Annotated in this window: 24 protein-coding genes and 7 tRNA genes; 11 read left to right on the top strand and 20 right to left on the bottom strand. The window is 54.9% G+C overall.

The genetic code is table 11. The annotated features are described in order from the left end of the window. Nucleotides 1-144 precede the first annotated feature (144 nt). Nucleotides 145-831 carry a type 1 glutamine amidotransferase domain-containing protein gene (locus tag SR894_RS05820; RefSeq protein ID WP_223289222.1) on the bottom strand — a complete coding sequence of 229 codons (687 nt, stop codon included), beginning with the start codon at nt 829-831 and terminating at the stop codon, nt 145-147. 93 nt (nt 832-924) lie between these two features. On the opposite strand from SR894_RS05820, the gene SR894_RS05815 reads away from it, so the two are divergent. After that, on the top strand, nt 925-1713 hold the full coding sequence (locus SR894_RS05815) for a CLCA_X family protein (protein ID WP_223289223.1): 789 nt from the start codon (nt 925-927) through the stop codon (nt 1711-1713). Here the strand turns inward: SR894_RS05815 and SR894_RS05810 are convergent. Together SR894_RS05810 and SR894_RS05805 are read right to left on the bottom strand one after the other, a co-directional pair. Continuing rightward, nucleotides 1702-2091: a HepT-like ribonuclease domain-containing protein gene (locus SR894_RS05810; protein ID WP_133733394.1), complete on the bottom strand. Its 390-nt coding sequence runs from the start codon at nt 2089-2091 to the stop codon at nt 1702-1704. The two genes, SR894_RS05815 and SR894_RS05810, sit on opposite strands and share 12 nt — an antisense overlap. Beyond that, a complete protein-coding gene (locus tag SR894_RS05805; RefSeq protein WP_133733393.1) occupies nt 2084-2374 on the bottom strand; it encodes a nucleotidyltransferase family protein in 291 nt (96 codons plus the stop codon). The genes SR894_RS05810 and SR894_RS05805 overlap by 8 nt, the downstream gene beginning before the upstream one ends. 322 nt (nt 2375-2696) lie before the next feature. Between SR894_RS05805 and SR894_RS05800 the strand changes: the two genes are divergently transcribed. After that, the gene (locus tag SR894_RS05800; protein WP_133733392.1) at nt 2697-2852 is read left to right on the top strand and encodes a metallothionein; all 156 of its coding nucleotides are present in this window, start codon (nt 2697-2699) and stop codon (nt 2850-2852) included. Nucleotides 2853-3218: 366 nt separating this feature from the next. On the opposite strand, the gene SR894_RS05795 is transcribed toward SR894_RS05800, so the two are convergent. The 14 genes from SR894_RS05795 to SR894_RS05730 all read right to left on the bottom strand — a co-directional run bounded on the left by SR894_RS05795 (nt 3219) and on the right by SR894_RS05730 (nt 9223). Beyond that, nucleotides 3219-3581, bottom strand: coding sequence for a helix-turn-helix domain-containing protein (locus SR894_RS05795; RefSeq protein WP_133733391.1), 363 nt, complete (start codon nt 3579-3581; stop codon nt 3219-3221). A gap of 37 nt (nt 3582-3618) precedes the next feature. Continuing rightward, nucleotides 3619-3870 carry a type II toxin-antitoxin system RelE family toxin gene (locus SR894_RS05790; RefSeq protein ID WP_133733390.1) on the bottom strand — a complete coding sequence of 84 codons (252 nt, stop codon included), beginning with the start codon at nt 3868-3870 and terminating at the stop codon, nt 3619-3621. Between the two features lie 407 nt (nt 3871-4277). Then, nucleotides 4278-4365, bottom strand: a tRNA-Ser gene (locus SR894_RS05785). 157 nt (nt 4366-4522) lie between these two features. Beyond that, on the bottom strand, nt 4523-5032 hold the full coding sequence (locus tag SR894_RS05780; protein ID WP_223289224.1) for a YiiD C-terminal domain-containing protein: 510 nt from the start codon (nt 5030-5032) through the stop codon (nt 4523-4525). 2 nt (nt 5033-5034) lie between these two features. Continuing rightward, nucleotides 5035-5595 (bottom strand): nitroreductase family protein, encoded by a 561-nt coding sequence (locus tag SR894_RS05775; protein WP_223289225.1) that lies wholly within the window; start codon nt 5593-5595, stop codon nt 5035-5037. A 76-nt stretch (nt 5596-5671) separates the two neighbouring features. Beyond that, nucleotides 5672-6505, bottom strand: coding sequence for an NADPH-dependent 7-cyano-7-deazaguanine reductase QueF (queF, locus tag SR894_RS05770; protein WP_223289226.1), 834 nt, complete (start codon nt 6503-6505; stop codon nt 5672-5674). Between the two features lie 48 nt (nt 6506-6553). Next, on the bottom strand, nt 6554-7327 hold the full coding sequence (locus tag SR894_RS05765; RefSeq protein ID WP_133733386.1) for an ABC transporter permease: 774 nt from the start codon (nt 7325-7327) through the stop codon (nt 6554-6556). After that, entirely contained in the window at nt 7324-8292 is a 969-nt protein-coding gene (locus SR894_RS05760; RefSeq protein ID WP_223289227.1) for an ABC transporter ATP-binding protein, read from the bottom strand. The genes SR894_RS05765 and SR894_RS05760 overlap by 4 nt, the downstream gene beginning before the upstream one ends. A 285-nt stretch (nt 8293-8577) precedes the next feature. After that, a tRNA-Gly gene (locus tag SR894_RS05755) sits at nt 8578-8652 on the bottom strand. Between the two features lie 25 nt (nt 8653-8677). After that, nucleotides 8678-8753, bottom strand: a tRNA-Glu gene (locus SR894_RS05750). A gap of 40 nt (nt 8754-8793) precedes the next feature. Beyond that, nucleotides 8794-8868: transfer RNA gene (locus SR894_RS05745), tRNA-Gly, on the bottom strand. A 54-nt stretch (nt 8869-8922) separates the two neighbouring features. Then, nucleotides 8923-8998: transfer RNA gene (locus SR894_RS05740), tRNA-Glu, on the bottom strand. Between the two features lie 20 nt (nt 8999-9018). Continuing rightward, nucleotides 9019-9093 (bottom strand) — tRNA-Gly (locus SR894_RS05735). A 54-nt stretch (nt 9094-9147) separates the two neighbouring features. After that, a tRNA-Glu gene (locus SR894_RS05730) sits at nt 9148-9223 on the bottom strand. Between the two features lie 333 nt (nt 9224-9556). Here SR894_RS05730 and SR894_RS05725 point away from each other — a divergent pair. From SR894_RS05725 to htpX, 8 genes are all read left to right on the top strand, one after another. Next, the gene (locus tag SR894_RS05725) at nt 9557-10660 is read left to right on the top strand and encodes a TRAP transporter substrate-binding protein (RefSeq protein ID WP_133733384.1); all 1104 of its coding nucleotides are present in this window, start codon (nt 9557-9559) and stop codon (nt 10658-10660) included. A 1-nt stretch (nt 10661) separates the two neighbouring features. Continuing rightward, the gene (locus SR894_RS05720; protein WP_223289228.1) at nt 10662-11171 is read left to right on the top strand and encodes a TRAP transporter small permease subunit; all 510 of its coding nucleotides are present in this window, start codon (nt 10662-10664) and stop codon (nt 11169-11171) included. Between the two features lie 3 nt (nt 11172-11174). After that, the gene (locus SR894_RS05715) at nt 11175-12500 is read left to right on the top strand and encodes a TRAP transporter large permease (protein ID WP_223289229.1); all 1326 of its coding nucleotides are present in this window, start codon (nt 11175-11177) and stop codon (nt 12498-12500) included. A 70-nt stretch (nt 12501-12570) separates the two neighbouring features. Then, complete coding sequence (locus tag SR894_RS05710) at nt 12571-14157, top strand: gamma-glutamyltransferase family protein (protein WP_223289230.1); 1587 nt, start codon at nt 12571-12573, stop codon at nt 14155-14157. A gap of 137 nt (nt 14158-14294) precedes the next feature. Beyond that, on the top strand, nt 14295-14693 hold the full coding sequence (msrB, locus tag SR894_RS05705) for a peptide-methionine (R)-S-oxide reductase MsrB (protein WP_022520408.1): 399 nt from the start codon (nt 14295-14297) through the stop codon (nt 14691-14693). 105 nt (nt 14694-14798) lie between these two features. Then, nucleotides 14799-15755: a ribosome biogenesis GTPase YlqF gene (ylqF, locus tag SR894_RS05700; RefSeq protein WP_133733380.1), complete on the top strand. Its 957-nt coding sequence runs from the start codon at nt 14799-14801 to the stop codon at nt 15753-15755. Between the two features lie 107 nt (nt 15756-15862). Next, a complete protein-coding gene (locus tag SR894_RS05695; protein ID WP_040479048.1) occupies nt 15863-17110 on the top strand; it encodes a pyridoxal phosphate-dependent aminotransferase in 1248 nt (415 codons plus the stop codon). A 95-nt stretch (nt 17111-17205) separates the two neighbouring features. Next, nucleotides 17206-18111: a protease HtpX gene (gene htpX, locus SR894_RS05690; protein WP_223289231.1), complete on the top strand. Its 906-nt coding sequence runs from the start codon at nt 17206-17208 to the stop codon at nt 18109-18111. 75 nt (nt 18112-18186) lie between these two features. On the opposite strand, the gene SR894_RS05685 is transcribed toward htpX, so the two are convergent. Next, nucleotides 18187-18474 (bottom strand): helix-turn-helix domain-containing protein, encoded by a 288-nt coding sequence (locus SR894_RS05685; protein ID WP_223289232.1) that lies wholly within the window; start codon nt 18472-18474, stop codon nt 18187-18189. Nucleotides 18475-18892: 418 nt separating this feature from the next. Beyond that, nucleotides 18893-20056 carry a 4-phosphoerythronate dehydrogenase PdxB gene (pdxB, locus tag SR894_RS05680; protein ID WP_133733377.1) on the bottom strand — a complete coding sequence of 388 codons (1164 nt, stop codon included), beginning with the start codon at nt 20054-20056 and terminating at the stop codon, nt 18893-18895. A 98-nt stretch (nt 20057-20154) separates the two neighbouring features. Between pdxB and SR894_RS05675 the strand changes: the two genes are divergently transcribed. Then, on the top strand, nt 20155-20436 hold the full coding sequence (locus SR894_RS05675) for a hypothetical protein (protein WP_133733376.1): 282 nt from the start codon (nt 20155-20157) through the stop codon (nt 20434-20436). Between the two features lie 56 nt (nt 20437-20492). On the opposite strand, the gene SR894_RS05670 is transcribed toward SR894_RS05675, so the two are convergent. Then, nucleotides 20493-20828: a glutaredoxin family protein gene (locus tag SR894_RS05670; protein WP_133733375.1), complete on the bottom strand. Its 336-nt coding sequence runs from the start codon at nt 20826-20828 to the stop codon at nt 20493-20495. Nucleotides 20829-22289 lie beyond the last annotated feature (1461 nt).

Here is a 22289-nt window from a genome sequence, read left to right as displayed (position 1 = left end):
GCCCTGATGAGAGCATAGCTACTATGTATAAATAACCTATTGCCCTATAAGGGTAGTCAGGATCTAGGCAGGATCTAGCCAGTACCCAAAATAGAAACGGCGAGGAGAGCCTCGCCGTTTCATCCAACATATGATCTATACCGCTTATTTATTAAACCACTCCATCAGTGTCTCAGCTGTGAGCGCAGAGGAAGGCGGGTTTTGCCCGGTGATCAGTTGGCCATCTTCGCGTACGTAAGGGGTGAAATCATCCGCTTTGCTATAAATCCCGCCGCACTTTTGCAAGGCATCTTCAACGAGATGCGGCACGATATTGGTCAAGCCAACGGCCTCTTCTTCGCCGTTGGTAAAGCCCGTTACTTGGCGACCTTTTACTAGCGGCTCTCCATCGCTGTCTTTGGCATTAACCAGGACAATCGGCGCGTGACAAACCGAGGCAACCGGTTTGCCTTGGGTAATAAAGCTTTCGATCAAGCGAATGGAATCTGCATCGTCAACGAGATCCCATAGCGGGCCATGGCCACCGGGGTAGAATACCGCATCGAAGTCATCGGCCTTCATGTCGCTCAAACGATGGGTCGCGGCAAGCTCTGCGTTAGCTTTTTCATCTTGCTTAAAGCGGCGCGTTTCATCGGTTTGGCTATCGTCTGCGTCACTTTTGGGATCCAGCGGCGGCTGCCCACCCTTGGGCGATGCCAACGTTACTTCAGCGCCCGCGTCTTTAAAGACATAATAAGGGGCGGCCAGCTCTTCGAGCCAAAAACCGGTTTTATTGCCGGTATCGCCCAACTGATCGTGAGACGTCAGTACCACTAAAATACGCTTGCTCATATCTCTCTCCTGGCGGTGGAAAATGAAGCAATTAAAATGCGTTACGGTTAGTTAGTGGGGGCCTGGATGGCAGAATACAAGGAGACACGATAAGTGAGCATTGAAGCGCGGGATTTTTATCGCAGCGGGCCTGACCATCGCCAGGGGCAAGCCAGCAGTTTCGCGTTAATTCGACGCCAGTTTGATTTTCGCTCCATAGAGATTGGCCGCTGGGTAACCAACGCTGAGCGTGACCGGGCCGCGGAGCTGTTTCATGATGCCCTGTGTGATCTTATGTTGATTTTACGGGGAACAGAGGCGTTGATTTCCCTGCGCGGCTCAATAGCGCTGCAGTACGGCAGCGGTGGTCGACCGGGTGTTTCTGCCCACTACGACCCCAGCCAACGCAGTTTTGCGCTGGCTAAAAACGCTGGCCCCGGCAGCATCGCCCATGAGTGGTTTCATGCTTTTGATCACTACATCGCCAGTAAGTGTTTTCGCGGCACGCCAGTCGGCATGTTTGCCTCTACCGCCTGGCTCGCCGATGCAACGCCCATCCCCCACCCGCTTAATCAATTATTGATGGAGTGCTTCAAGGCGATTCTGCTGCGGCCAGCAGGCGATCAGCCCAGCGCGCTGTTTCAGCATTCGGTGCAGGTGGATAAAAAGCTCGGCCAGCTTTACTACAGTAAACCCGAAGAGCTCTGTGCCCGCGCTTTCGAGGCCTTTGTGCAGGATGCGGCCATCACCAACCACTTCCTGGTCAAAGGCACCAAAACCTCCCCTGAAGCGGAGAGAGGCCTTTACCCACGAGGCTCACAGCGGGAGCAGATCAATGCAGCGTTCAGCGACTATTTTAGTGGGCTTGGGAAAGCGTTGGGTTGTGAAAATTTAGTCAAATAAATCATTTTCAGTACTGATATTTACCTTACTTTCATTGCGAATCGTTTCCAGATACTCAAGAAGCTCAGGTACATTGTCTTGAATAATGCTCCATACAGTATCTTCGTCAATACCCAAATATGCATGGATAAGTCTATTGCGTGTCGCAATGATCAAGCGCCAGGGAACTTGTGGGTACCGTTGGCGCACTTCATCTGGAATTCTGGTGGCTGCTTCACCGATAAGCTCTAAATTACGCAACGTAGCATCGTAGGTGAGATCATCATTGAGGAAACCAGCTTGATCTAGTCCCTCTGTGTAGGAGAGCACTTTCTCACCAAAACCGACCATATCATCAATATAGAAGCGCCATTCACGCTTCACGCCTTTCTCAGACATGTAGCGCCTCGCTCTCGATGTATGGCCTCAATTCATTCCGAAGGGCTTTATCTGTCACTAAATCGACTGGAGACCCAAGCAGATCTTCTAAATAAAATTGAAGACCAAAATAGCGTGCGGAGGTTGCTGGGCCATCGAAACTGACAAGAATATCAATATCGCTTGTGTCTTTAGCGCTCCCACGGGCCATAGAGCCAAAAAGAGCAAGCTTCTTCACATTGAACTGCGAAGCCAACATTGGCTTGTGCTCATGTAATAGTCGCAATGTTTCGTCTCTGTTCACTTTGATCCTCTCCTTGCCCACGGGCACACCATATATGGAGCAGCCATATGTGCACCTGCTTCCGTCCTACTTCAGCAAATTTTATATCATCAAATCCAGTATGGCATGCTTACAAAGGTTCTGGTTCAACTACTCATCCATATATCCAATGTTGCACTCCGAGCAGGCAACAGGAACAGGCTAATGCAGCGTTCAGCGACTATTTTAGTGGGCTTGGGAAGGCGTTGGGTCGTAAAAATGAGTAGTTTTGAGTTGATAAAATGCAATGACATAACACCTAGGGGCAGGTCTACACTTTCAACTCCAACACAGGAGATTCATCATGGCTCAGCAAGAGTGTGCATGTCCCAAGTGTAAGTGCGCGGTCGATAGCAAAGCCGTAGAGAAAGACGGCAAGCTTTATTGCTGCGAGTCCTGCGCCACCGGCCATGCCGATGGCTCCAGCGACTGCGGCCACGACTGTCAGTGTGGAAAATAAGTCCGTACTGGACGTTTCTGCTATTTTGTTAACCCACGACAGCTGTTGATTTTAAACCTCGTTGTCGAACTTTGTGGCAGGAATTTTCCTGCCACCATGGAAAAGTTGCTCAGTTTTCGCTTACGTGTGAAATAGCGTAATCGCGACTAAGCTGTATCAACGCTCACTACTCAAAGGAAGAGAAAATGTCTACTACTACCATCGTCGTTATCGTGGTTGTTATCGTTGCCGTGCTGGGTATTGGCTTCGGCGGCGTGCTGCCTTTTTAAACAGCTTCCCTTATTTTTTCCGAGACAATCCCTGAAAGCCAGAAACGAAAAAGGCCGTCGAGCCAAGTGCTTAACGGCCTTTTAAATTCTGTGTCGTTTATGTAAGGTCACTCAGCTCCACATTCAACGCGGCAGCAAGGCGGGTCAGCACACTCAACGAGCCGCTCTTCTTTCCTGACTCTATTTCAGAAAGGTACCCCTGGCTGATCCCTGCTTTTTCCGCCAGTTCACCTCCGCGTAGGCCACGGTATTCACGGTACACCTTTACGGGTGCCGCGCCGTCCAGCAGCGCATCCACAACCGCTTCGGGAAATGACTCTTCACCACGCGCCACAACCGCGTTGGCAGCGTCGATATCGTCCTGGTCTTCCAGCCGTGCAAGCAATGCGTGGTACTCCTGCTCGGGCAGTACCACCAGCCGCTCGCCAGTGGGCGTTTGAATAATCTGAGGTGCACTCATGCCGCCTCCTGTTAATTATCGGGTGCCTTATTATGCTTTATTGATAAATAGCACCACGGGAGCCGATGTTAATGATATCTAACACATCACCTTGCTCGTCGATGATCACCCGCCAGTCGCCTACCCGCAGGCGAATATAATCGCTCCCCTTCAACGCCTTCACATTATTGCGTTGGCTTTCCGGGTCTTCCGCGTAGGCCTTGATTTTACCTTGTATGCGCTTCGACTCAGGCCGCGGCATTCGCTGCAGCACCTTCAGCGCACTTTTACGGTAAGTGATCGTCTTCATTACTAGCATTATAGCTAATAGAGAATAAATATCGAAAATTTTTAGCTGTAAGCTAACAGAAACCACAGAAGGTCAATATCGCCATGGTGACCAGTGGGGCTAATTCGCCCTTTTACGAGAACGCTATCCGCAAGCGCTTCTGGAAAAACCTACCTGAAACGCGCAGGCGTCCGCTACCGCGGCCCGAACCAGTGTCGGTATACGTTCATCAGACAACCGCGCTCTATGGGTATGGTGCCGCTGCACTAGATCTCAAACCACGCTGACCATGATCCAACGCAGCGACGGCCCTGACACTCCAGCGCCATCGAGAAGCAGTTAAATCTGAAGCATTCCCAAGTTAGTCCCCAAAAGCCAAAAACAAAAAAAGCCGTCAAGCTAAGTGCTTGACGGCCTTCAAAATTCTGTGGCGGAGGGGGAGGGATTCGAACCCTCGAAGCCTTGCGGCTTACACACTTTCCAGGCGTGCTCCTTCGACCACTCGGACACCCCTCCGCGTTTTGGCGCTGTTGAAAGGCTGAACCTTTCGCGACAGAACGGCGCATATACTATTGGCTAAGCCTCGAAATAGCAAGCCTTTTCCGGCTGACGAACCTTTAGTTTAGTGGCACACCGCGGTTAACGTTGTGACGCAACCCGTGTTGTCGCACCGTTATCGTTCAGACAATACTGCGTAGCTGCCGCTGGCTTCCAGGCAGAGCGTCTCACCACAATAGAGCTGCTGGGTTAGCGCTATGCGGCCTTTTCCTCGCTCAGCGAGCTTGTTGGCAAGCTGAGCAGGGCCTTCTGGCACGGCTGGCGTGCATACCAGGCGGTAATCACTGGTTACCGGTGCCAGAAAACGCTGGCTAGCCTCGGCAACCACGACATCCCGTGCGATGCCCCGCTCACGCAGCCATAGCGTTACCCAGCACCAGCCTTGCAGCGTCGTCTGCGCCGTCAGTGCGCCACCAAAGCCCGTGCCTTTATCGTTAAGGTTGGGCTCCAGTGCTAACTGCCAGGCTAGTGAATCTCCCTGGCGCGTCATTTCGCTAATACCTAACGCGCTCACCATGGGTATGGCGTCACTTAGCCACTGTTGAAAAGCGGCCAGATTTTCCGGCTGGCCTTTTGGCAGCGGCAATCGAGGGTGAGGGATGCCTGGCTGGCGGGGGAGACTCATCGCTAGTCCCAACGCTCCACAAAGTCAGCAACGTTATGCTGTGGCACCGGTTTATGGCGACCACCCAAGGTGCCCAGGTAGATAAATGCGACGACTTCGTCATCCTCATCCAGGCTCAGCCCTTTGCGAACCACGGGGTCGAAAGCATACTTCCCGCTGCGCCACATCGCGCCTAGCCCCAGCGCGTGGGCGGCCAGTAGAATACCGTGGGCGGCGCACCCGGCAGAAATCACCTGCTCCATTTTAGGTACTTTTTCGAGCTCAGGCGTGACCTTGGCGATCACGGCAATAATCATTGGCGCCCGCAGCGGCTTTTTACGCGCCGAGTTGAGCGTTTCGTCATCGGCGCTAGGATCCTCCTGAAACTCCGCCTCGGCGAATAACTCGCCCAAACGTTCTCGCCCTTCCCCGCTAAACTCGATAAAGCGCCAGGGGCGCAGCTCTTTATGATCTGGGGCCCGCAGTGCGGCCTGATAAATGGCGCTGAGCTGTTCGCCGCTGGGCGCTGGCTCCATCAGCTTGCCCATTGAGCTACGCTCGTGAAGCAGCGTGAGTGCGTCCATTGATGACTCCAAGTCCAATTGTGTGAGGCTACTTTAGCACCGTCATTTATAGCACAGTCATTTATAACATCGTCACTTACTGCCTTGCTAGGCGCAGCGGCGTGGGGGGCGTTAGTCCAGGAGTTGCGCGCCAAGGGCTGATATCCAACCCGCCGCGACGCACATAGCGCGCCAGTACCAGTAGTTGCGTGGGCTTTGCCTGGGCCATTAGGTCGGTGAAGATATGTTCAACGCAGTGCTCGTGAAAATCCTGATGTTGACGAAACCCAATCAGGTAGCGCAGTAGCCCTTCACGGTCGATTTTCGGGCCTTTATAACGAATTAGCACGCTTCCCCAGTCTGGCTGGCCGGTAACCGGGCAGTTAGATTTAAGCAGATGGGAGTAAAGCGTCTCCTCGACAATCTCTTCCCCTACCGAGAGGTGGTTACTGCTAGGCGTATAGTCGCTTACTGCAATATCTAAATCGTCAAGGCATTCGCCCGGCAATTGCTGTGGCGAAAGCTCTGACGCATCCACGTCAAACAGCTCGACACTTACTTCAGCCCCCGCCGCTACGGAGAGATCATTGGCAAGCGTTTCCATCACTTCCTGACGACTATAGAAACGGGTTTGGTTGAAGCTATTGAGGTAGAGCTTCCAGGATTTGGACTCAATCAGATTGGGCGAGGCTGCTGGCAAGCGGAAACGCGCCACGGCCACAATCGGTTTACCGCGGCTGTTCAGCCAGGAGACTTCAAAAGCGTGCCACTCATCTTCACCCGCAAACGGCAGAGCCCCCTCTTCAATCCCCAGCGGCACTCGATTAGCCGCACGGGGAATAGGGTATAACAGCCCCGCATCATACAGTTCAGGGTAAGCGGAATCGCGCCCTAACGGCGCGTGCGCTAAAGTGTCTGGGCGATGTGCCATTATATAAAGCTCTCTTTTCTCAATCGGATTGATGCGTCTAGCAGACGACTAGCTGCGAATACCTTTGCCACGTTCCAGCATCGCCAGCGCAATGCCAAACAGCACTATGATAAAGGCAAAAATGGCAGCGAGCGCCCAGCCAACGGGAATATCCGAAACACCTAAGAAGCCATAACGGAAAACGTTGACCATGTACAAAATTGGATTGAGCATGGAAACGCCCTGCCAGAAGTCGGGCAACATTGAGATCGAGTAGAACACCCCACCCAAATAGGTCAGCGGCGTAAGGATAAAGGTCGGCACGATAGAAATATCGTCAAACTTGTTGGCCAACAGAGCGTTAATAAAGCCGCCAATGGAGAACAGTGCAGACGTCAGCACTACGACCAATACCGTAAGTAGCGGATGCTCCATGGTTAAACGGGTAAAGAACAGCGAAACGATTGTAACGATTAACCCCACGCCCAAGCCTCGCGCCATTCCGCCTAAAATAAAGCCGGCCAGGATCACCCAATTGGGCATGGGCGAAACCATCATCTCTTCGATCGAGCGCTGAAACTTATTGGAGAAGAAACTCGACGCCACGTTGGAGTAGCTGTTGGTAATCACCGACATCATGATCAGCCCTGGGACAATAAAGTCCATATAGCTGAAGCCGTCCATGTCACCAATCCGCGAACCGATTAGGTTGCCGAAGATAATGAAGTACATCGCCATGGTGATTGAGGGAGGCAGCAGCGTTTGCGGCCAAATGCGGGTGAAACGTTTGATCTCTTTTAGCACTAGCGTCCAAAGAGCAATCAATGTTTGCGTAGCATTCATGCGCGCTCCTCCGTCTTCTCAACGCGCTGGTCTATCGCCCCTAGCCCACTACCTTCCACCATCGACACAAACATCTCCTCTAAGCGGTTGGCTCGATTACGCATGGAAACCACCTGAATGCCCTGCTCACTCAACGCCTTGAAGACATCGTTTAGACGTTGCCCGCGATGCACCACGAGTGATAGCTGAGTAGACTCCAACTGCTTTATCTCAAACCCGTCTATCTTGGGGATGTCTGCAATGGCTTCGGAGGTATCAATTAGGAAGGTCTCGGTATTCAGCTCCGCCAGCAGGCCTCGCACGCTAGTGTTCCGCACAATGTCGCCATTATTGATAATCGCCACATTACGGCACAGGCTCTCAGCCTCTTCCAGGTAGTGAGTCGTCAGGATGATGGTGGTGCCTTCGTCTTGGTTAATCCGCCGCATGTACTCCCACATGCTGCGCCGCAGCTCAATATCCACCCCGGCGGTTGGCTCATCCAGAATCAGCAGCTTGGGGCGATGCATCAGCGCTCGAGCGATCATCAGGCGGCGCTTCATGCCACCTGACAGCATGCGAGCGCTGCCGTTGCGCTTTTCCCATAGGCCCAGATCGGTCAACAGTTGCTTAGCGCGGGGCAAAGCTTCGCGACTGGTCATGCCGTAGTAGCCTGCCTGAGCCAACACGATATCGAGCACTTTCTCAAATTGATTGAAGTTGAACTCTTGGGGTACCACACCCAGTTGATACTTGGCTTTAGCGAAGTCTTTATCCACATCGATACCGAATATGGAGACCTTGCCCGCCGTCTTTTGCACCAGCGAGCAGACCACCCCCAAGGTGGTGGATTTACCGGCGCCATTGGGGCCCAACAAAGCAAAAAAATCGCCCTGCTGGACGTCTAAATCAATACCCTTGAGCGCCTGGAAGCCATTACCATACACTTTGGTAAGGCCACGGATCGACAATGCCGGTTCGGCCATGAACATGTCCTGTCAGCAAAAAAAGAAGAGAAGGTAAAACATTAGGGCGCAAACGACTTTTTTCAAGGTGAACACGACCACCAAACGTCAGACACGCAAACAGTGATGCTCAGCAATTAGCCGATACACCATGGAAACAAAGGGAAGACTAAACTTTTGAAGCTGGGAAATTGCAGAACTATCTGGTCTTGTTTACATGGAGCGGGAAAGGAGATCGGCCGGGCTGGCGCACCAGATCACGACCCTCGCCTTGGTAAGGCGATGCTCTTAACCACACATCCAAAATGGAGCGGGAAAGGAGATTCGAACTCCCGACCCTCGCCTTGGCAAGGCGATGCTCTACCACTGAGCTATTCCCGCAACGTAAACAACATATAAAGCTAGATGGCGTCCCATAGGGGGTTCGAACCCCTGTTACCGCCGTGAAAGGGCGGTGTCCTAGGCCACTAGACGAATGGGACTGATTGGAGCAGGACAATAACTTAATCCGACACCTAAAACTGGAGCGGGAAAGGAGATTCGAACTCCCGACCCTCGCCTTGGCAAGGCGATGCTCTACCACTGAGCTATTCCCGCTTATAGAACACTTGCTTAGCTTTTACCTAAGCTTTTTACCTAACCTACCGGAAGTGGCGTCCCATAGGGGGTTCGAACCCCTGTTACCGCCGTGAAAGGGCGGTGTCCTAGACCACTAGACGAATGGGACACTGTAAGCACTTTAATGCTTGGAGCGGGAAAGGAGATTCGAACTCCCGACCCTCGCCTTGGCAAGGCGATGCTCTACCACTGAGCTATTCCCGCATTCCGATAACCCTGACGACCGCTTACTCTAGCTCTAGAAAGAAAAAGAATAAGTGGCGTCCCATAGGGGGTTCGAACCCCTGTTACCGCCGTGAAAGGGCGGTGTCCTAGACCACTAGACGAATGGGACGTTGCATTGCCTCGTCGAGGTGGCGCGTATGTTACTCAGACCTTATTGAGCTGTCAAGCACCCTGCCCTCACCAAACTAACTGACCCGCTTTCAATCACCTACCTCTGCGTCCAACTTTTGCGAAGTCAGTATGCACACCGAGGGTGCCCTGGGCACTCATTCAGCGCCATAACGGTGCAAACAGTTATTTTTCTTATATTTAGTCTTTTCAGCAGAGACCGACAAAACCCTTAAAAATCTTTTATTTAAAATAAAATCGATTTTTATGGCACACCCCTTGCTACTTCATTGTGTTCCCTGGCTGACCAACTCCCCCATTAATGAGGTGTGCTATGTCCTTATCCCGTCGCAAGTTTCTCACCACAGCTGCCGTCTCTTCCACGGCAGGCCTAGTCTTGGGCGCCCCGTCTATCGCCCGCGCGCAGTCCGCCGAGAGTTTCAACTGGCGTATGACCAATGCCTACCCGCCCGGCTCGCCGTTTTACGTGGAAGGCCCTGGCAGCCCCACTGATGTGATCGCCAAAATCAACGCCATGTCCGGCGGGCGACTCAATATTCAGCATTTTTCATCCGGCGAACTGATTCCGGCCTTTGAAGGCTTTGAAGCCGTTCAAAGCGGCACCATCGAAATGAACGCCGCTAACAGCTACTTCTGGTCCGGCACTACCTTTGCCGCTCAGTACTTTACTACCGTTCCATTTGGCATGAGCTTTATGGGCCATATGGCGTGGCTTTACCACGGCGGCGGTTTGGAGCTTTGGCACGAGGTGTACGAGCCCTACGGCATGGTCGCCTTCCCGCTGAACAATACCGGCGTGCAAATGACTGGCTGGTTCCGCGAGCCGATTGAGGATATTAGCCAGCTCAACGGTCTGCGCATGCGCGTTCCTGGCTTGGCGGGCCAGGTTTACTCTTCACTTGGCGTGGATGCCCGGGTACTGCCCGGTGGTGAAATCTTCCCCGCGCTGGAACGTGGCGTGATTGATGCAGCCGAGTTTGTGGGGCCTTTCCAAGACCGCCGTATGGGGCTCCACAACGCGGCCAAGTTCTACCACACCACCGGCTGGCACGAACCATCAACCACGGGTGAACTGCTCATCTCGAAAACCCACTGGGACAGCCTGCCAGAAGACCTGAAGATGATTGTCAAAACTGCCTGTATGGCCGCCTGCTTGGAGAGCGTGACCTGGTCTGAAGCGGTCAATGGCGAGGCCATGACAGATCTAGTGGAGAACGAAGGCGTCACTGCCAGCATGCTACCTACCCCCGTTGTCGATGCGCTGCGCGAAGCCACTCAAGATACCCTGGCGACAGAGGCCAACGCCGACCCGCTGGTGCGCAAAGTGCACGATAGCTACATGGCATTTAAAGCCAACCACGACCGCTGGGCGGGTGCCAGTGAGCGGGCTTGGTTAAACGACATTATCGGAGTCTGATATGCGCGCCGTGGCATTTTTTGTCCACGGAGTTGAGGCGGTGGTTCAGCTATTTGGCTGGATCGCCGCCTGGACCTGCGTGGTTTTAGTCGGACTCGTCGCTGGCGACGTATTGATGCGCTATGTGTTCAGCATAGGGGCGGTATGGCTGCAGGAGCTGCAGTGGCATCTGATCTCGCCTATAGCGCTGTTTGGCATGTCGTATTTGCTATTGATGGGCGAGCAAGTGCGCGTGGATGTTTTCTACGAACGCTTCCCCGCTGGCCTGCAACGGGTGATTGAAGTGGTCGGAGGTCTATTGCTGCTGGTGATGGGGCTGTATATCGCCTGGCTGACGCTGCCCTGGATCGACCAGTCATTCGCCCGCGGCGAAGCGTCGCCCAACCCCGGTGGCCTGCCTCTGCGCTGGCTGCTCAAATCGCTGATTCCATTCGGTTTTGTCCTTCTCGCGCTGCAAGGGTTGGCCCACGCGATGCGTCAGGCTTTCGCCCTACCCACACGAGGTGAATAACCCATGTCTCCCAATGAATGGCTAGCGATCGGCATGATCGTGGCTTTTTTTGTGTTCCTGCTGATAGGTATTCCCGTAGGTATCAGTATCGCGGCGACGGCCTTTTTCTTTGGTTACATTGGCTTTGGCCCAATGCTGTTTAATCTGCTGCCGTCACGTATTTTCGGCGTAGTGACCAATTACACCTTTATGGCCATACCGCTGTTTGTGTTTATGGGGGTGATGCTGGAGAAGTCGAAGCTGGCCGAGGAACTGATCGATGTCATCGGCCATCTGTTCGGCGGCATTTCAGGCGGCATGGGTGTGGCGATAATTCTCGTGGGTGTGCTGTTAGGCGCCGCCACCGGCATTGTGGGCGCCACTATCGTTACCCTTGGTCTGCTCACGCTACCGACGTTGCTTCGCCGCGGCTACCCTAAAACCCTGGCCACAGGGATGATCTGTGCGTCAGGCACCTTAGGGCAGATTATTCCGCCCAGCCTGGTGCTGATTCTGCTCGCGGAAATTCTGGGTGAATCGGTCGGTACGATGTTCGCAGCGGCCATGGTGCCAGGGCTAACGCTGGCAGCGGTGTATATTATTGCCATACTGATGATCGCCAAGCTCTATCCCGACCTAATGCCGCCAATCCCCGCCGAGGAGCGAGCAGAAATGGGCCGGGGTCAGTTGATACGCAAAGTGATTACCGTGGTGGGCCCGCCAGTGGGGTTGGTGTTTGCGGTATTAGGCTCGATTATTGGCGGCATTGCCGCGCCAACTGAAGCGGCCTCCATGGGTGCGCTAGGAGCATTGCTAATTGTAGCCTGCTCGGGGCGGTTAACCTTTGCGCTACTCAAAGAGGTTGCCAAGGCCACGCTGGTGATCTCGGCCATGGTGTTCTTTATTTTGATCAGCGCCCAGGTATTTGGCCTGGCATTTCGTGGCTTGGGCGGCGAGCACTTGGTGGCCCGTATGTTCGATTGGGTGCCCGGTGGCGAGCTAGGCGCGATGCTATTCATGCTGCTGCTGATGTTTGTGCTGGGCTTCTTCCTGGAGTGGATTGAGATCAGCTATATTGCCCTACCACTGTTTTTGCCCTTCTTTGTTCAGATGGGCGTCGATATGGTGTGGCTGGGTATTTTAGTGGGACTCGTGCTACAAACTTCGTTTCTTACCCCACCCTTTGGCTGGTCGCTGTTTTTCCTCAAGGGTGTAGCGCCGAAAGAAGTCTCGACGCTGGATATTTATAAAGGCGCGCTACCGTTTATCGGTTTACAGTTCGTCGCCGTCGCGCTGGTATTTATCTTTCCCAGCATTGCCACCTGGTTGCCCGCAGCCATTGGCTGGTAACGAACTGCCTTAGTATTTATTTAACAACTATTTACTTAATAACTATTTGCTTAATAACAAGGATTCTAAGATGCTCCACACCCAACGTAGTTACGGCGGTAGCTGTGTCGCCCCTCACCACCTCGCCGCAAGCGCCGGGCGCGATGTGCTTAAACAGGGTGGGAATGCGGTGGAAGCCATGGTCGCTGCCGCTGCGGCCATTGCGGTGGTCTACCCGCATATGAACGCCCTGGGTGGCGATGGCTTCTGGCTCATTCATGAGCCGGGCAAAGCGCCGATTGCCATTGACGCCTGCGGCCCGGCAGCGGGGCTCGCCGATGGAGATTTCTATGCGGGTGAAACGCAGATTCCCGAGCGCGGCCCTAAAGCTGCTCTGACCATGGCCGGCACCATTGGCGGCTGGCATGAAGCGCTTAACGCGGCGTCGGCATGGGGTAAGCAACTGCCTCTCACCACGCTACTGGCCGACGCCATTCATCATGCCGAGACAGGTATTGCGGTCTCCCAGAGCCAGGAAGCGCTTACCGCTAAACACATTGAGCGTTTAACCCAAAGCCCAGGCTTTAGTGACGCCCTACTGCTTAACGGCCAGGTTCCCCGTGAAGGCGAACGACTTCGCCAGCCGCGCCTGGCCGCGACACTTAAGCGCTTGGCGGAAGCGGGGTTAGACGACTTCTACCGCGGCGAGCTGGCCGCTAGCATGGCGCGAGATTTAGAGGCGGTGGGCAGCCCACTGCGTTTGTCTGACTTTCACGCCTACCGAGCCCAGCGAGTCACACCGCTGGAAGTAACGCTTCAAGATGCCAAGCTGTATAACTTACCTGCCCCGACTCAGGGCATGGCGTCGCTAATGATATTGGGCATCTACGAACGTTTAAAAGCTGCTGAGCCAAATGATTTTGACCACCTGCACGGACTCATCGAAGCGACAAAGCGCGCTTTTATCCTGCGCGACCAAAACGTCACTGACCCCGGCCGCGTACCCACACCGCTGCAGGAGTTACTCAGCGAAGAGAATATTGGCCGGGAGGCGACTCAAATCGACCCACAACACGCTCTGCCCTGGCCACACGAGCCCGCTCCTGGCGACACCATTTGGATGGGCACCGTGGACAGCGAAGGGCGTGCGGTGAGCTTTATTCAGAGCATCTACTGGGAGTTTGGCAGCGGCGTAGTGCTGCCAGAAAGCGGCGTGCTGTGGCAAAACCGCGGCATCAGCTTTTCGCTTAACCCCGACGACCTGCGCGGCTTAGCTCCCGGCCGCAAACCTTTCCACACTCTTAACCCGGCGCTTGCTAAATTCAACGATGGCCGCACTATGGTTTACGGCACTATGGGCGGTGAAGGCCAGCCGCAAACCCAGGCAGCGGTATTTTCACGCTATGCGCTGCACGGCATGCCGCTGCAGCAGGCGATTACGGCTCCCCGCTGGCTGCTGGGGCGCACCTGGGGTGAAACCAGCACTAACTTGAAGCTCGAAGCGCGTTTTGACGATGCCCTAGTCACCGCTCTGGCAACGGCAGGCCACGATGTGGAAGTGCTGCCCGAGGCGTTCAGTGACACCATGGGCCATGCAGGCGGTATTGTGCATCACCCGGATGGGCTGATAGAGAGCGCCCACGATCCTCGCAGTAACGGCGGTGCGGCTAGCGTATAGCGCTTTACACTGGCACAGCGATGTATAATCGCCCATGCTGAAACTCATGATGACCAAGTGGTGTCACTAGGCTAGTGAGACCAACAACACTTGGCCTCAGCGATGTAAGCGCAATGCACAAGGGAGAGGAACAGAGCATGGCGAAAATAGAAAAATCCCCTGACGAGTGGCAACAGCAGCTAACCCCCGAGCAGTACCGCGTAGCACGCGAGAAAGGCACCGAGCGCCCGTTCACCGGTGATTATCAGGTGCGCGATGCGCAGGGTATTTACCACTGCGTTTGCTGCCACGCGCCGCTGTTTGAGAACGAGCATAAATTCGACGCTGGCTGCGGCTGGCCAAGCTTTGATCGGCCGCTGGGTAGCCGCTGTGTTGAGGAGCATACGGATACCACTCACGGCATGCAGCGCACGGAGGTAGTTTGTTCTCACTGCGATGCTCATCTGGGCCATGTTTTCCCCGACGGCCCACCGGAGACTACCGGGTTGCGCTACTGCATTAACTCAGTATCGTTGGAATTTCACCCTGACGAGTAATCTGCGCTAAATCCTCGCAAGGAAAACCGGCAAGGCGGGCGTCATCTGCTAGAATGGACGCCCGCTTTTTTTGTGCCGTTATTTTTGTACTTGCAGGAGAAACCCATGCTCGGCTGGTTCCCCGGACATATGAACAAGGCCCGCCGCCAGATTAAGGAGGTGCTGCCTGAAATTGATGTGGTCATTGAAGTACTCGATGCGCGTCTGCCCTACTCCAGCGCCAACCCGATGCTGGCCGAGCTAACCCGCCACAAGCCGGTGCTGAAAATTCTTTCCCGCGCCGACCTCGCCGACCCAGAGCGAACGGCCGAATGGGTGGCTTATTTCGATGCCCAAGAGAATATGCGCGCCTTGGCGGTGACCACCACCAACACCCGCGAGCTAAAGAAAATCCCCAAGCTGTGCCATGAGCTGGCTGGTGCCGTTCGTGCTGACCGGGATGTGCGCGTGATGGTGATGGGTATTCCCAACGTGGGAAAATCCACGCTGATTAACGGCCTTGCCGGGCGCAAAATCGCTAAAACGGGTAACGAACCAGCGGTCACCAAGCGCCAGCAAAAGGTGCGCATCGATGGACGCGTAGCGCTTACCGACACGCCTGGAGTGCTTTGGCCGAAAATTGAGGATCAGGCTAGCGCCTATCGTCTTGCGGCCACCGGCGCCATTCGTGACACTGCTATCGAGTACGCCGATGTAGCGATTGTCACCAGCGCGGAGCTGGCCAAACGCTACCCCGAAGCGCTCACCGAGCGTTATAAGCTCAAAGAGCTGCCGCCCTACGCCGCACCGGACATCCCCCACGACATTGATGCAGATGGTCCGAAAAAGCCCGACTTTCTCGCTATTGCTGGCTTCGACGGTAACGCCATCTTAAAAGATATCGCTGCCCGCCGAGGCGGGCTGCGCCCCGGCGGCGCCGTTGATCTGCACCGCGGCGCGGAAGTTCTGCTTCACGAACTGCGTGATGGCAAGCTGGGCAGGCTAACGCTTGAAACCCCGGCAGACATTCCTCCGCCGCCCGTGCAAAACGACGAAGACAATCAACTACTTTCCGACGCATAATGGCCTAACTGCTCCTTAGCCAAAGGCACGGCGTACGGGCACTTTTTAAGCACTTATGTTTTTTTGGACACTTTTGGGCCTCTAGCTACTATTTGGACAGACACCTCATGGATACCCCGCAGTCGCAAGAATCACAACCGTTAAAGAAATCTCATAAACTGCACAATGTCTGCTACGACATTCGCGGCCCGGTACTCGACCACGCCAAGCGCTTGGAAGAGGAAGGTCAGCGAATTCTCAAGCTAAACATTGGCAACCCTGCACCCTTTGGTTTTGAGGCGCCGGAAGAGATTCTCCAGGATGTGATGCGCAACCTGCCCACGGCCCAGGGCTACTGCGACTCCAAAGGCCTCTACTCTGCCCGTAAAGCGATTATGCAGGAGTGCCAGCGCAAGCAGATTCCCGGCGTGGGTATTGAAGATATCTTCATCGGCAACGGCGTTTCTGAGCTAATCGTGATGGCCATGCAGGCGCTGCTCAACGACGGCGATGAAGTACTCATTCCCGCGCCGGACTACCCGCTCTGGACCGCCGCCGCCCACCTTTCCGGTGGCCACGCGGTGCACTACCTGTGCGACGAACAGGCGGACTGGACGCCAGACATGGCGGATATTCGCGCCAAGATCACCAGCCACACACGTGCCATTGTGCTCATCAACCCCAACAACCCCACCGGCGCGGTGTATCCGCCTGCCGTGGTGAAAGAGGTGTTGGCGATCGCCAAGCAGCACAACCTGGTGGTGTTCTCTGACGAGATCTACGACAAGATTCTGTATGACGGCGTCGAGCACACCGCCACGGGCGCCCTGGCGGACGACGACCAACTGGTCATCACCATGAACGGTCTCTCCAAAAGCTATCGCTGTGCCGGGTTCCGCTCAGGCTGGATGATTATCTCCGGCACCCTGGCCAAGCTAAACGCTCAAGACTATATCCAGGGGCTGAATATGCTCGCCTCTATGCGGCTATGTGCCAACGTCCCCGCCCAGCACGCGATTCAAACCGCTCTGGGGGGCTATCAGTCGATCAATGATTTAATCCTGCCCGGCGGGCGACTGCTGGCCCAGCGCGATATTACCGTGGAGAAGTTAAACGCAATCCCCGGCGTTTCCTGCGTGAAACCTAAAGGCGCGCTGTACGCCTTTCCAAGGCTCGACCCCAAGGTCTTCAATATCAAAGACGACCAGCAGATGGTGCTGGATCTACTGCTTCAGGAAAAAATACTGCTGGTACAGGGCACAGCCTTTAACTGGCCAGAGCCGGATCATGTGCGCATCGTGACGCTGCCCTGGGCCGACCAGTTAGGCGATGCACTCGACCGCTTTGCCAACTTCTTGTCGCGCTATCGGCAGTAGCTTTTGTAGCCATGACTTGAAACTGCCATGAACAGCACGTATCTAAGCCATTAATCTAGTAATGCTTCGATGAACTTTAGGGGAGAACCTGCACCATGATGCGAATTCTGCTGTTTTTAGGCACCAATATAGCGGTCTTGCTGGTCGCCAGTATTACCCTGCGCCTGCTAGGCGTAGAGGGCTATCTGCGCGGCCAGGGCATCAACTTCACCAGCCTGCTGATTTTCTGCTTTATTTTCGGCATGGCGGGCTCCATCGTCTCGCTGTTTATCTCCAAGTGGATGGCCAAGCGCAGCACCGGCACGGTGATTATCGAAACACCCTCCAACTCCACTGAACGGTGGTTGCTGGACACGGTTGCTGAGCTCTCCCGTGAAGCAGGCATCAAAACCCCAGAAGTGGGTATATTTCCGGCCCAACAGTCCAATGCTTTTGCCACCGGCTGGAACAAAGACGATGCGCTGGTGGCCGTTTCAGCAGGCCTACTCAACCGCATGCGCCCGGAAGAAGTGCGCGCGGTTCTGGCTCACGAAATTGGACACGTCGCTAACGGCGATATGGTGACACTGGCGCTGATCCAGGGCGTGGTGAACACCTTTGTGATGTTCTTTGCCCGGGTAGTGGCACATCTAGTCGATAACTTCCTGCGCAGCCGCAGCGATGGCGAAGGCGGACTGGGCTTTATGGGCTACTTCGCGGTGGTGATGGTCGCTGAAATTGTGTTTGGTATTTTAGCCTCGGCTATCGTCGCCTGGTTCTCGCGCTACCGCGAATACCGCGCCGACGAAGCAGGTGCGCGCTTGGCGGGCACCAACGCCATGGTGAGTGCACTGGCACGCTTGAAAACCGAAACCGAAATGCCGGATCAAATGCCGGATACGCTGCGCGCCATGGCCATCACCAAAGGCCAAACACGCTCGCTGGTGGAAAAGCTATTTGCCAGCCACCCGCCGCTGGATGAGCGCATCCGGGCGCTGAAAGAAGCCGCTTATCGCCAGTAATTTTTTAGCAGTGCCATACGTTTAAGGCCCGCAGATGCGGGCCTTACTGTTTTCCACAGTACAATTTCTCTTTGCTCAGTGAAGTTGTTCAAAGACTTCCGGATGTTGCTCAGCTATACGTAAAAGGGCAACCGCCGGGCCCTGTGGCTCTCTTCGACCTTGCTCCCAGTCTTGAAGAGTACGTATGCTTACTCCCATAAGACCTGCAAATGCTGATTGTGTCAGTTTCAGTTTTTGCCGAATCATTTTTGGCGGTGAGGGCTCTGCTAACTGATTAGTTCGCAGAGCCACGTTGCCTTTCTTGAACTGCTTAATTTCATTAATACCGTCGAGAATCTCTGCCCCAAGATTTCTATCAATCATTTTTGATGGCCTCCGCGATCTGCTTGAGCATATGACCAGAAATACTGGCGCGCTCCGATTTGCTGTACAGCGTAAGCATCCATATTTCGTGGTCAGACTTCTTTCAGTAGTAGATAGCTCTAATATCACCGCTCTTTCCAGAACCTTCTGATGCCCAACGTACCTTACGCACACCACCCGACCCTTTTATGAGGTCGCCCGCATCCGGTTTCTGCAATAGATACGCTTGCAGCCCACGATATTCCTCATCCGTAAGGTAGCTCGGTAATAGCTTGGTGAAGGTAGAGGTTTCGATAAACAGCATCACTTAAATATACGGCTTTGCCGTACAAACATTAAGATTTAGCCAGAGAGTTGCTATGCCTAGTTCGCTAGTAAATTAAAAGCCCAGCGAGCAATTTATCAGTAGCAGCATTATTTAGTGCTTGTTCTCATCAAAGCGGCCATTGACACTAAATCCTGCACCACGCAATACGCCTTCCAGCGCTATCGCTTCCCCTGACAGTTTCACGTTGAGCGTGGCGAATTCTCGCCGCAGCGGGTAGTTGGCTCGGCAGTCATCAAAGCCTTTGCGCATACCGTGATGCTGCGTTTGGCGCTGAAGCGCATCGTGGTCGCGGCGTACGTCATACACCGCTCTCATGCAGAGCCGCAGGGCGTCTTCCGGGGGTAGTGCGTGCTGCAAATGCAGCGACGTCAGCGCGGGCGGTGGGCAAATATCGGCAAATGTGAGATAGCTTGGCTGACCGCAGTGGTGAGCCAGCGCCTGCTGAATCATCCAGGTACCACGTAGCTTGCCGTCCAAGCTGTGTCCGGCAATATGCGGCGTTGCCAAGGAGACAAGATCACGCAAGCCAGCATCGATGTCGGGCTCCTCCTCCCAAACATCCAGTATGGCACTGATATCGCCCTTGCCTGCTATGCGGCTGCGTAGCGCTAAACCATCCACGCAGTCGCCCCGTCCCGCATTGAGCAGCACACAACCGGGGGCAAGCTCCTCGATGCGCTGGGCATTGAGGAGCTGGTAAGTCGCGTGAGGACCTGCTTGGGTAAGCGGTGTATGCAGGCATAGCACATCACAGCGCTCGATCAGGGCGTCTAAGGAGTGAAAGCCTCCCCCTGCCCCCTCTTCTTCCCTGGGCGGATCACAGGCCAGCGTTGACACGCCCATGGCGGCTAGTCGCGCCTGCAGTCGGCTACCCACATTGCCCACCCCCACAATACCCACAGTGCGTTCGCTAAGTGCCCAGCCATCGCGTTCCGCCAGAGTCAGCAGGCTGCTCAACACATAATCAACCACCGCTTCGGCATTGCAGCCTGGCGCGCTGGCGAAGGCGATGTCGCGCTGGGCAAGCGCTGCCTGATCGATATGATCCGTGCCGATGGTGCAAGTACCCACAAAGCGCACGGCGCTATCGGCAAGCAGTTTATCGTTGACCTGGGTAATGGAGCGCACGATGAGTGCATCGGCATCCTGCAGGTGGGCGGCGTTTATCTCCCGCCCTGGCACGCGGGTGAGCGAACCGAAATGGCCGAAACAATGCTCGGCAGCGGGGATATTGGCGTCGATGACAAGTTTCATAGGCGTTTGGGTATCCGAGCTTTACAATACGCCCGCGACGGCTTGATGGGCAGGCGTGTTTAAAGGCTATCTTTTAAAGGCTAAGTAAGGAGAGTGTTGTGATCGTACGCTGGGAAACCAACCATGACTATGTGTTGGTTCATATTCACCAGGATATGTTTGGTGACTGGATTTTCAGTCGCGCCTGGGGCCAAATCGGCACTCAGTTTGGCGGCCTGAAACATCAGCTAGCCGATACGCTGGATCAAGCCCATATGTGGCTGGAGGACGAGGCCACGATCCAGTCCTCACGAGGCTTTCGCAAGGTACTGGAAGTGGCCGACCATACCCCCGAAGGCCAAGAAGCTATGCGCCAGCTATCGTTGCTGGATGCAATGTGAGCCGCTCGCGTTCAGACATGCACTGTTCATCCTGCGTTTATTAGCCATGTATTTGGTTAACCTAAAAAACGTCGGCCATCACGCTGATGGGCGCCTTTAGGCGGCGCGGTGTCTGGCAGTGCTGTAAACGCTGCCAGCGCTGCCTCATCCAGCCAGCCGCGCTCGCGCAACCAAGTGCTTAATCGCTCAAGCTCAAAGCCACGATCCAGCTCATTGCCTTCACTATCCACAATCACCGGTATTCTCACGCCATAGCGCTTAACCAGGGCGTCGTCGTCGCTAATCTCGATGTGGTGCAGCCACACCTCTTGATTCGCTAGTGCGGCCACCAGTGCTTCTAACTGGCTGCATAGGTGACAGCCCATGGTTGTGTAAAGCGATAGCTGAATCATGCTTAAACTCTCTCCTGAACTCTGGTTTCTCGTCACTCAGAGTGGAATTAACGCTGCCAGCCTGATGGTTGCCCCAGTGGGAGGGAGCTTTAGCTCGCGAATGTTTGGCTCTTGGCCTAATGAGACTATGGGGTGCCTGCGGCACCCTTCGCGCGCTGAAGCGCCCTCCCACAACAGTCTTGATCTTGATGAGACCAAGAGACGCACCCTTCGCCGAAGTGCCAGACCAACACTACAGCGGCTTCCCACAATGATTATCTGCCGAGTTTCAGCCCTTGTGGGAGGGAGCTTTAGCTCGCGAATGCTTAAGCCTCCTAGCCTGATGAGGCTAAGGGGTGCCTGCTGCCCCCTTCGCGCGCTGAAGCGCCCTCCCACAACAGTCTTGATCCTGATGAGACCAAGAGACGCACCCTTCACCGAAGTGCCAGACCAACACTACAGCGGCTTCCCACAATGATTATCTGCTGAGTTTCAGCCCTTGTGGGAGGGAGCTTTAGCTCGCGAATGCTTAAGCCTCCTAGCCTGATGAGGCTAAGGGGTGCCTGCTGCCCCCTTCGCGCGCTGAAGCGCCCTCCCACAACAGTCTTGATCCTGATGAGACCAAGAGAAGCACCCTTCGCCGAAGTGCCAGACCAACTCTACAGCGGCTCCCCACAATGATTATCTGCCGAGTTTCAGCCCTTGTGGGAGGGAGCTTTAGCTCGCGAATGCTTTAGCCTCCTGCCTGATGAGGCTAAGGGGTGCCTGCGGCACCCTTCGCGCGCTGAAGCGCCCTCCCACAACAGTCTTGATCCTGATGAGACCAAGAGACGCACCCTTCACCGAAGTGCCAGACCAACACTACAGCGGCTTCCCACAATGATTATCTGCTGAGTTTCAGCCCTTGTGGGAGGGAGCTTTAGCTCGCGAATGCTTAAGCCTCCTAGCCTGATGAGGCTAAGGGGTGCCTGCTGCCCCCTTCGCGCGCTGAAGCGCCCTCCCACAACAGTCTTGATCCTGGTGAGACCAAGAGACGCACCCTTCGCCGAAGTGCCAGACCAACACTACAGCGGCTTCCCACAATGATTATCTGCCGAGTTTCAGTCCTTGTGGGAGGGAGCTTTAGCTCGCGAATGTTTGGCTCTTGGCCTAATGAGACTATGGGGTGCCTGCGGCACCCTTCGCGCGCTGAAGCGCCCTCCCACAACAGTCTTGATCTTGATGAGACCAAGAGACGCACCCTTCGCCGAAGTGCCAGACCAACACTACAGCGGCTTCCCACAATGATTATCTGCCGAGTTTCAGCCCTTGTGGGAGGGAGCTTTAGCTCGCGAATGCTTTAGCCTCCTGCCTGATGAGGCTAAGGGGTGCCTGCGGCACCCTTCGCGCGCTGAAGCGCCCTCCCACAACAGTCTTGATCCTGATGAGACCAAGAGACGCACCCTTCGCCGAAGTGCCAGACCAACACTACAGCGGCTTCCC

It is taken from the genome of Vreelandella neptunia (assembly GCF_034479615.1).
Taxonomy (GTDB): Bacteria; Pseudomonadota; Gammaproteobacteria; order Pseudomonadales; family Halomonadaceae; genus Vreelandella; species Vreelandella neptunia.
Note: the sequence above shows the minus strand (reverse complement) of the source record. Positions and strands in the feature narration are given on the sequence as shown.

Bases quoted from the DNA above. Each gene is read 5' to 3' on its own strand.
- SR894_RS05790 (WP_133733390.1), bottom strand. From the start codon at position 3,870: ATGAAGACGATCACTTACCGTAAAAGTGCGCTGAAGGTGCTGCAGCGA.
- SR894_RS05795 (WP_133733391.1), bottom strand. From the start codon at position 3,581: ATGAGTGCACCTCAGATTATTCAAACGCCCACTGGCGAGCGGCTGGTG.
- SR894_RS05685 (WP_223289232.1), bottom strand. From the start codon at position 18,474: ATGATTGATAGAAATCTTGGGGCAGAGATTCTCGACGGTATTAATGAA.
- SR894_RS05760 (WP_223289227.1), bottom strand. From the start codon at position 8,292: ATGGCCGAACCGGCATTGTCGATCCGTGGCCTTACCAAAGTGTATGGT.
- queF (WP_223289226.1), bottom strand. From the start codon at position 6,505: ATGGCACATCGCCCAGACACTTTAGCGCACGCGCCGTTAGGGCGCGAT.
- SR894_RS05765 (WP_133733386.1), bottom strand. From the start codon at position 7,327: ATGAATGCTACGCAAACATTGATTGCTCTTTGGACGCTAGTGCTAAAA.
- SR894_RS05775 (WP_223289225.1), bottom strand. From the start codon at position 5,595: ATGGACGCACTCACGCTGCTTCACGAGCGTAGCTCAATGGGCAAGCTG.
- SR894_RS05670 (WP_133733375.1), bottom strand. From the start codon at position 20,828: ATGATTCAGCTATCGCTTTACACAACCATGGGCTGTCACCTATGCAGC.
- SR894_RS05810 (WP_133733394.1), bottom strand. From the start codon at position 2,091: ATGTCTGAGAAAGGCGTGAAGCGTGAATGGCGCTTCTATATTGATGAT.
- SR894_RS05725 (WP_133733384.1), top strand. From the start codon at position 9,557: ATGTCCTTATCCCGTCGCAAGTTTCTCACCACAGCTGCCGTCTCTTCC.
- htpX (WP_223289231.1), top strand. From the start codon at position 17,206: ATGATGCGAATTCTGCTGTTTTTAGGCACCAATATAGCGGTCTTGCTG.
- SR894_RS05695 (WP_040479048.1), top strand. From the start codon at position 15,863: ATGGATACCCCGCAGTCGCAAGAATCACAACCGTTAAAGAAATCTCAT.
- SR894_RS05780 (WP_223289224.1), bottom strand. From the start codon at position 5,032: ATGAGTCTCCCCCGCCAGCCAGGCATCCCTCACCCTCGATTGCCGCTG.
- SR894_RS05715 (WP_223289229.1), top strand. From the start codon at position 11,175: ATGTCTCCCAATGAATGGCTAGCGATCGGCATGATCGTGGCTTTTTTT.
- SR894_RS05800 (WP_133733392.1), top strand. From the start codon at position 2,697: ATGGCTCAGCAAGAGTGTGCATGTCCCAAGTGTAAGTGCGCGGTCGAT.
- ylqF (WP_133733380.1), top strand. From the start codon at position 14,799: ATGCTCGGCTGGTTCCCCGGACATATGAACAAGGCCCGCCGCCAGATT.
- SR894_RS05720 (WP_223289228.1), top strand. From the start codon at position 10,662: ATGCGCGCCGTGGCATTTTTTGTCCACGGAGTTGAGGCGGTGGTTCAG.
- SR894_RS05710 (WP_223289230.1), top strand. From the start codon at position 12,571: ATGCTCCACACCCAACGTAGTTACGGCGGTAGCTGTGTCGCCCCTCAC.
- SR894_RS05820 (WP_223289222.1), bottom strand. From the start codon at position 831: ATGAGCAAGCGTATTTTAGTGGTACTGACGTCTCACGATCAGTTGGGC.
- pdxB (WP_133733377.1), bottom strand. From the start codon at position 20,056: ATGAAACTTGTCATCGACGCCAATATCCCCGCTGCCGAGCATTGTTTC.
- msrB (WP_022520408.1), top strand. From the start codon at position 14,295: ATGGCGAAAATAGAAAAATCCCCTGACGAGTGGCAACAGCAGCTAACC.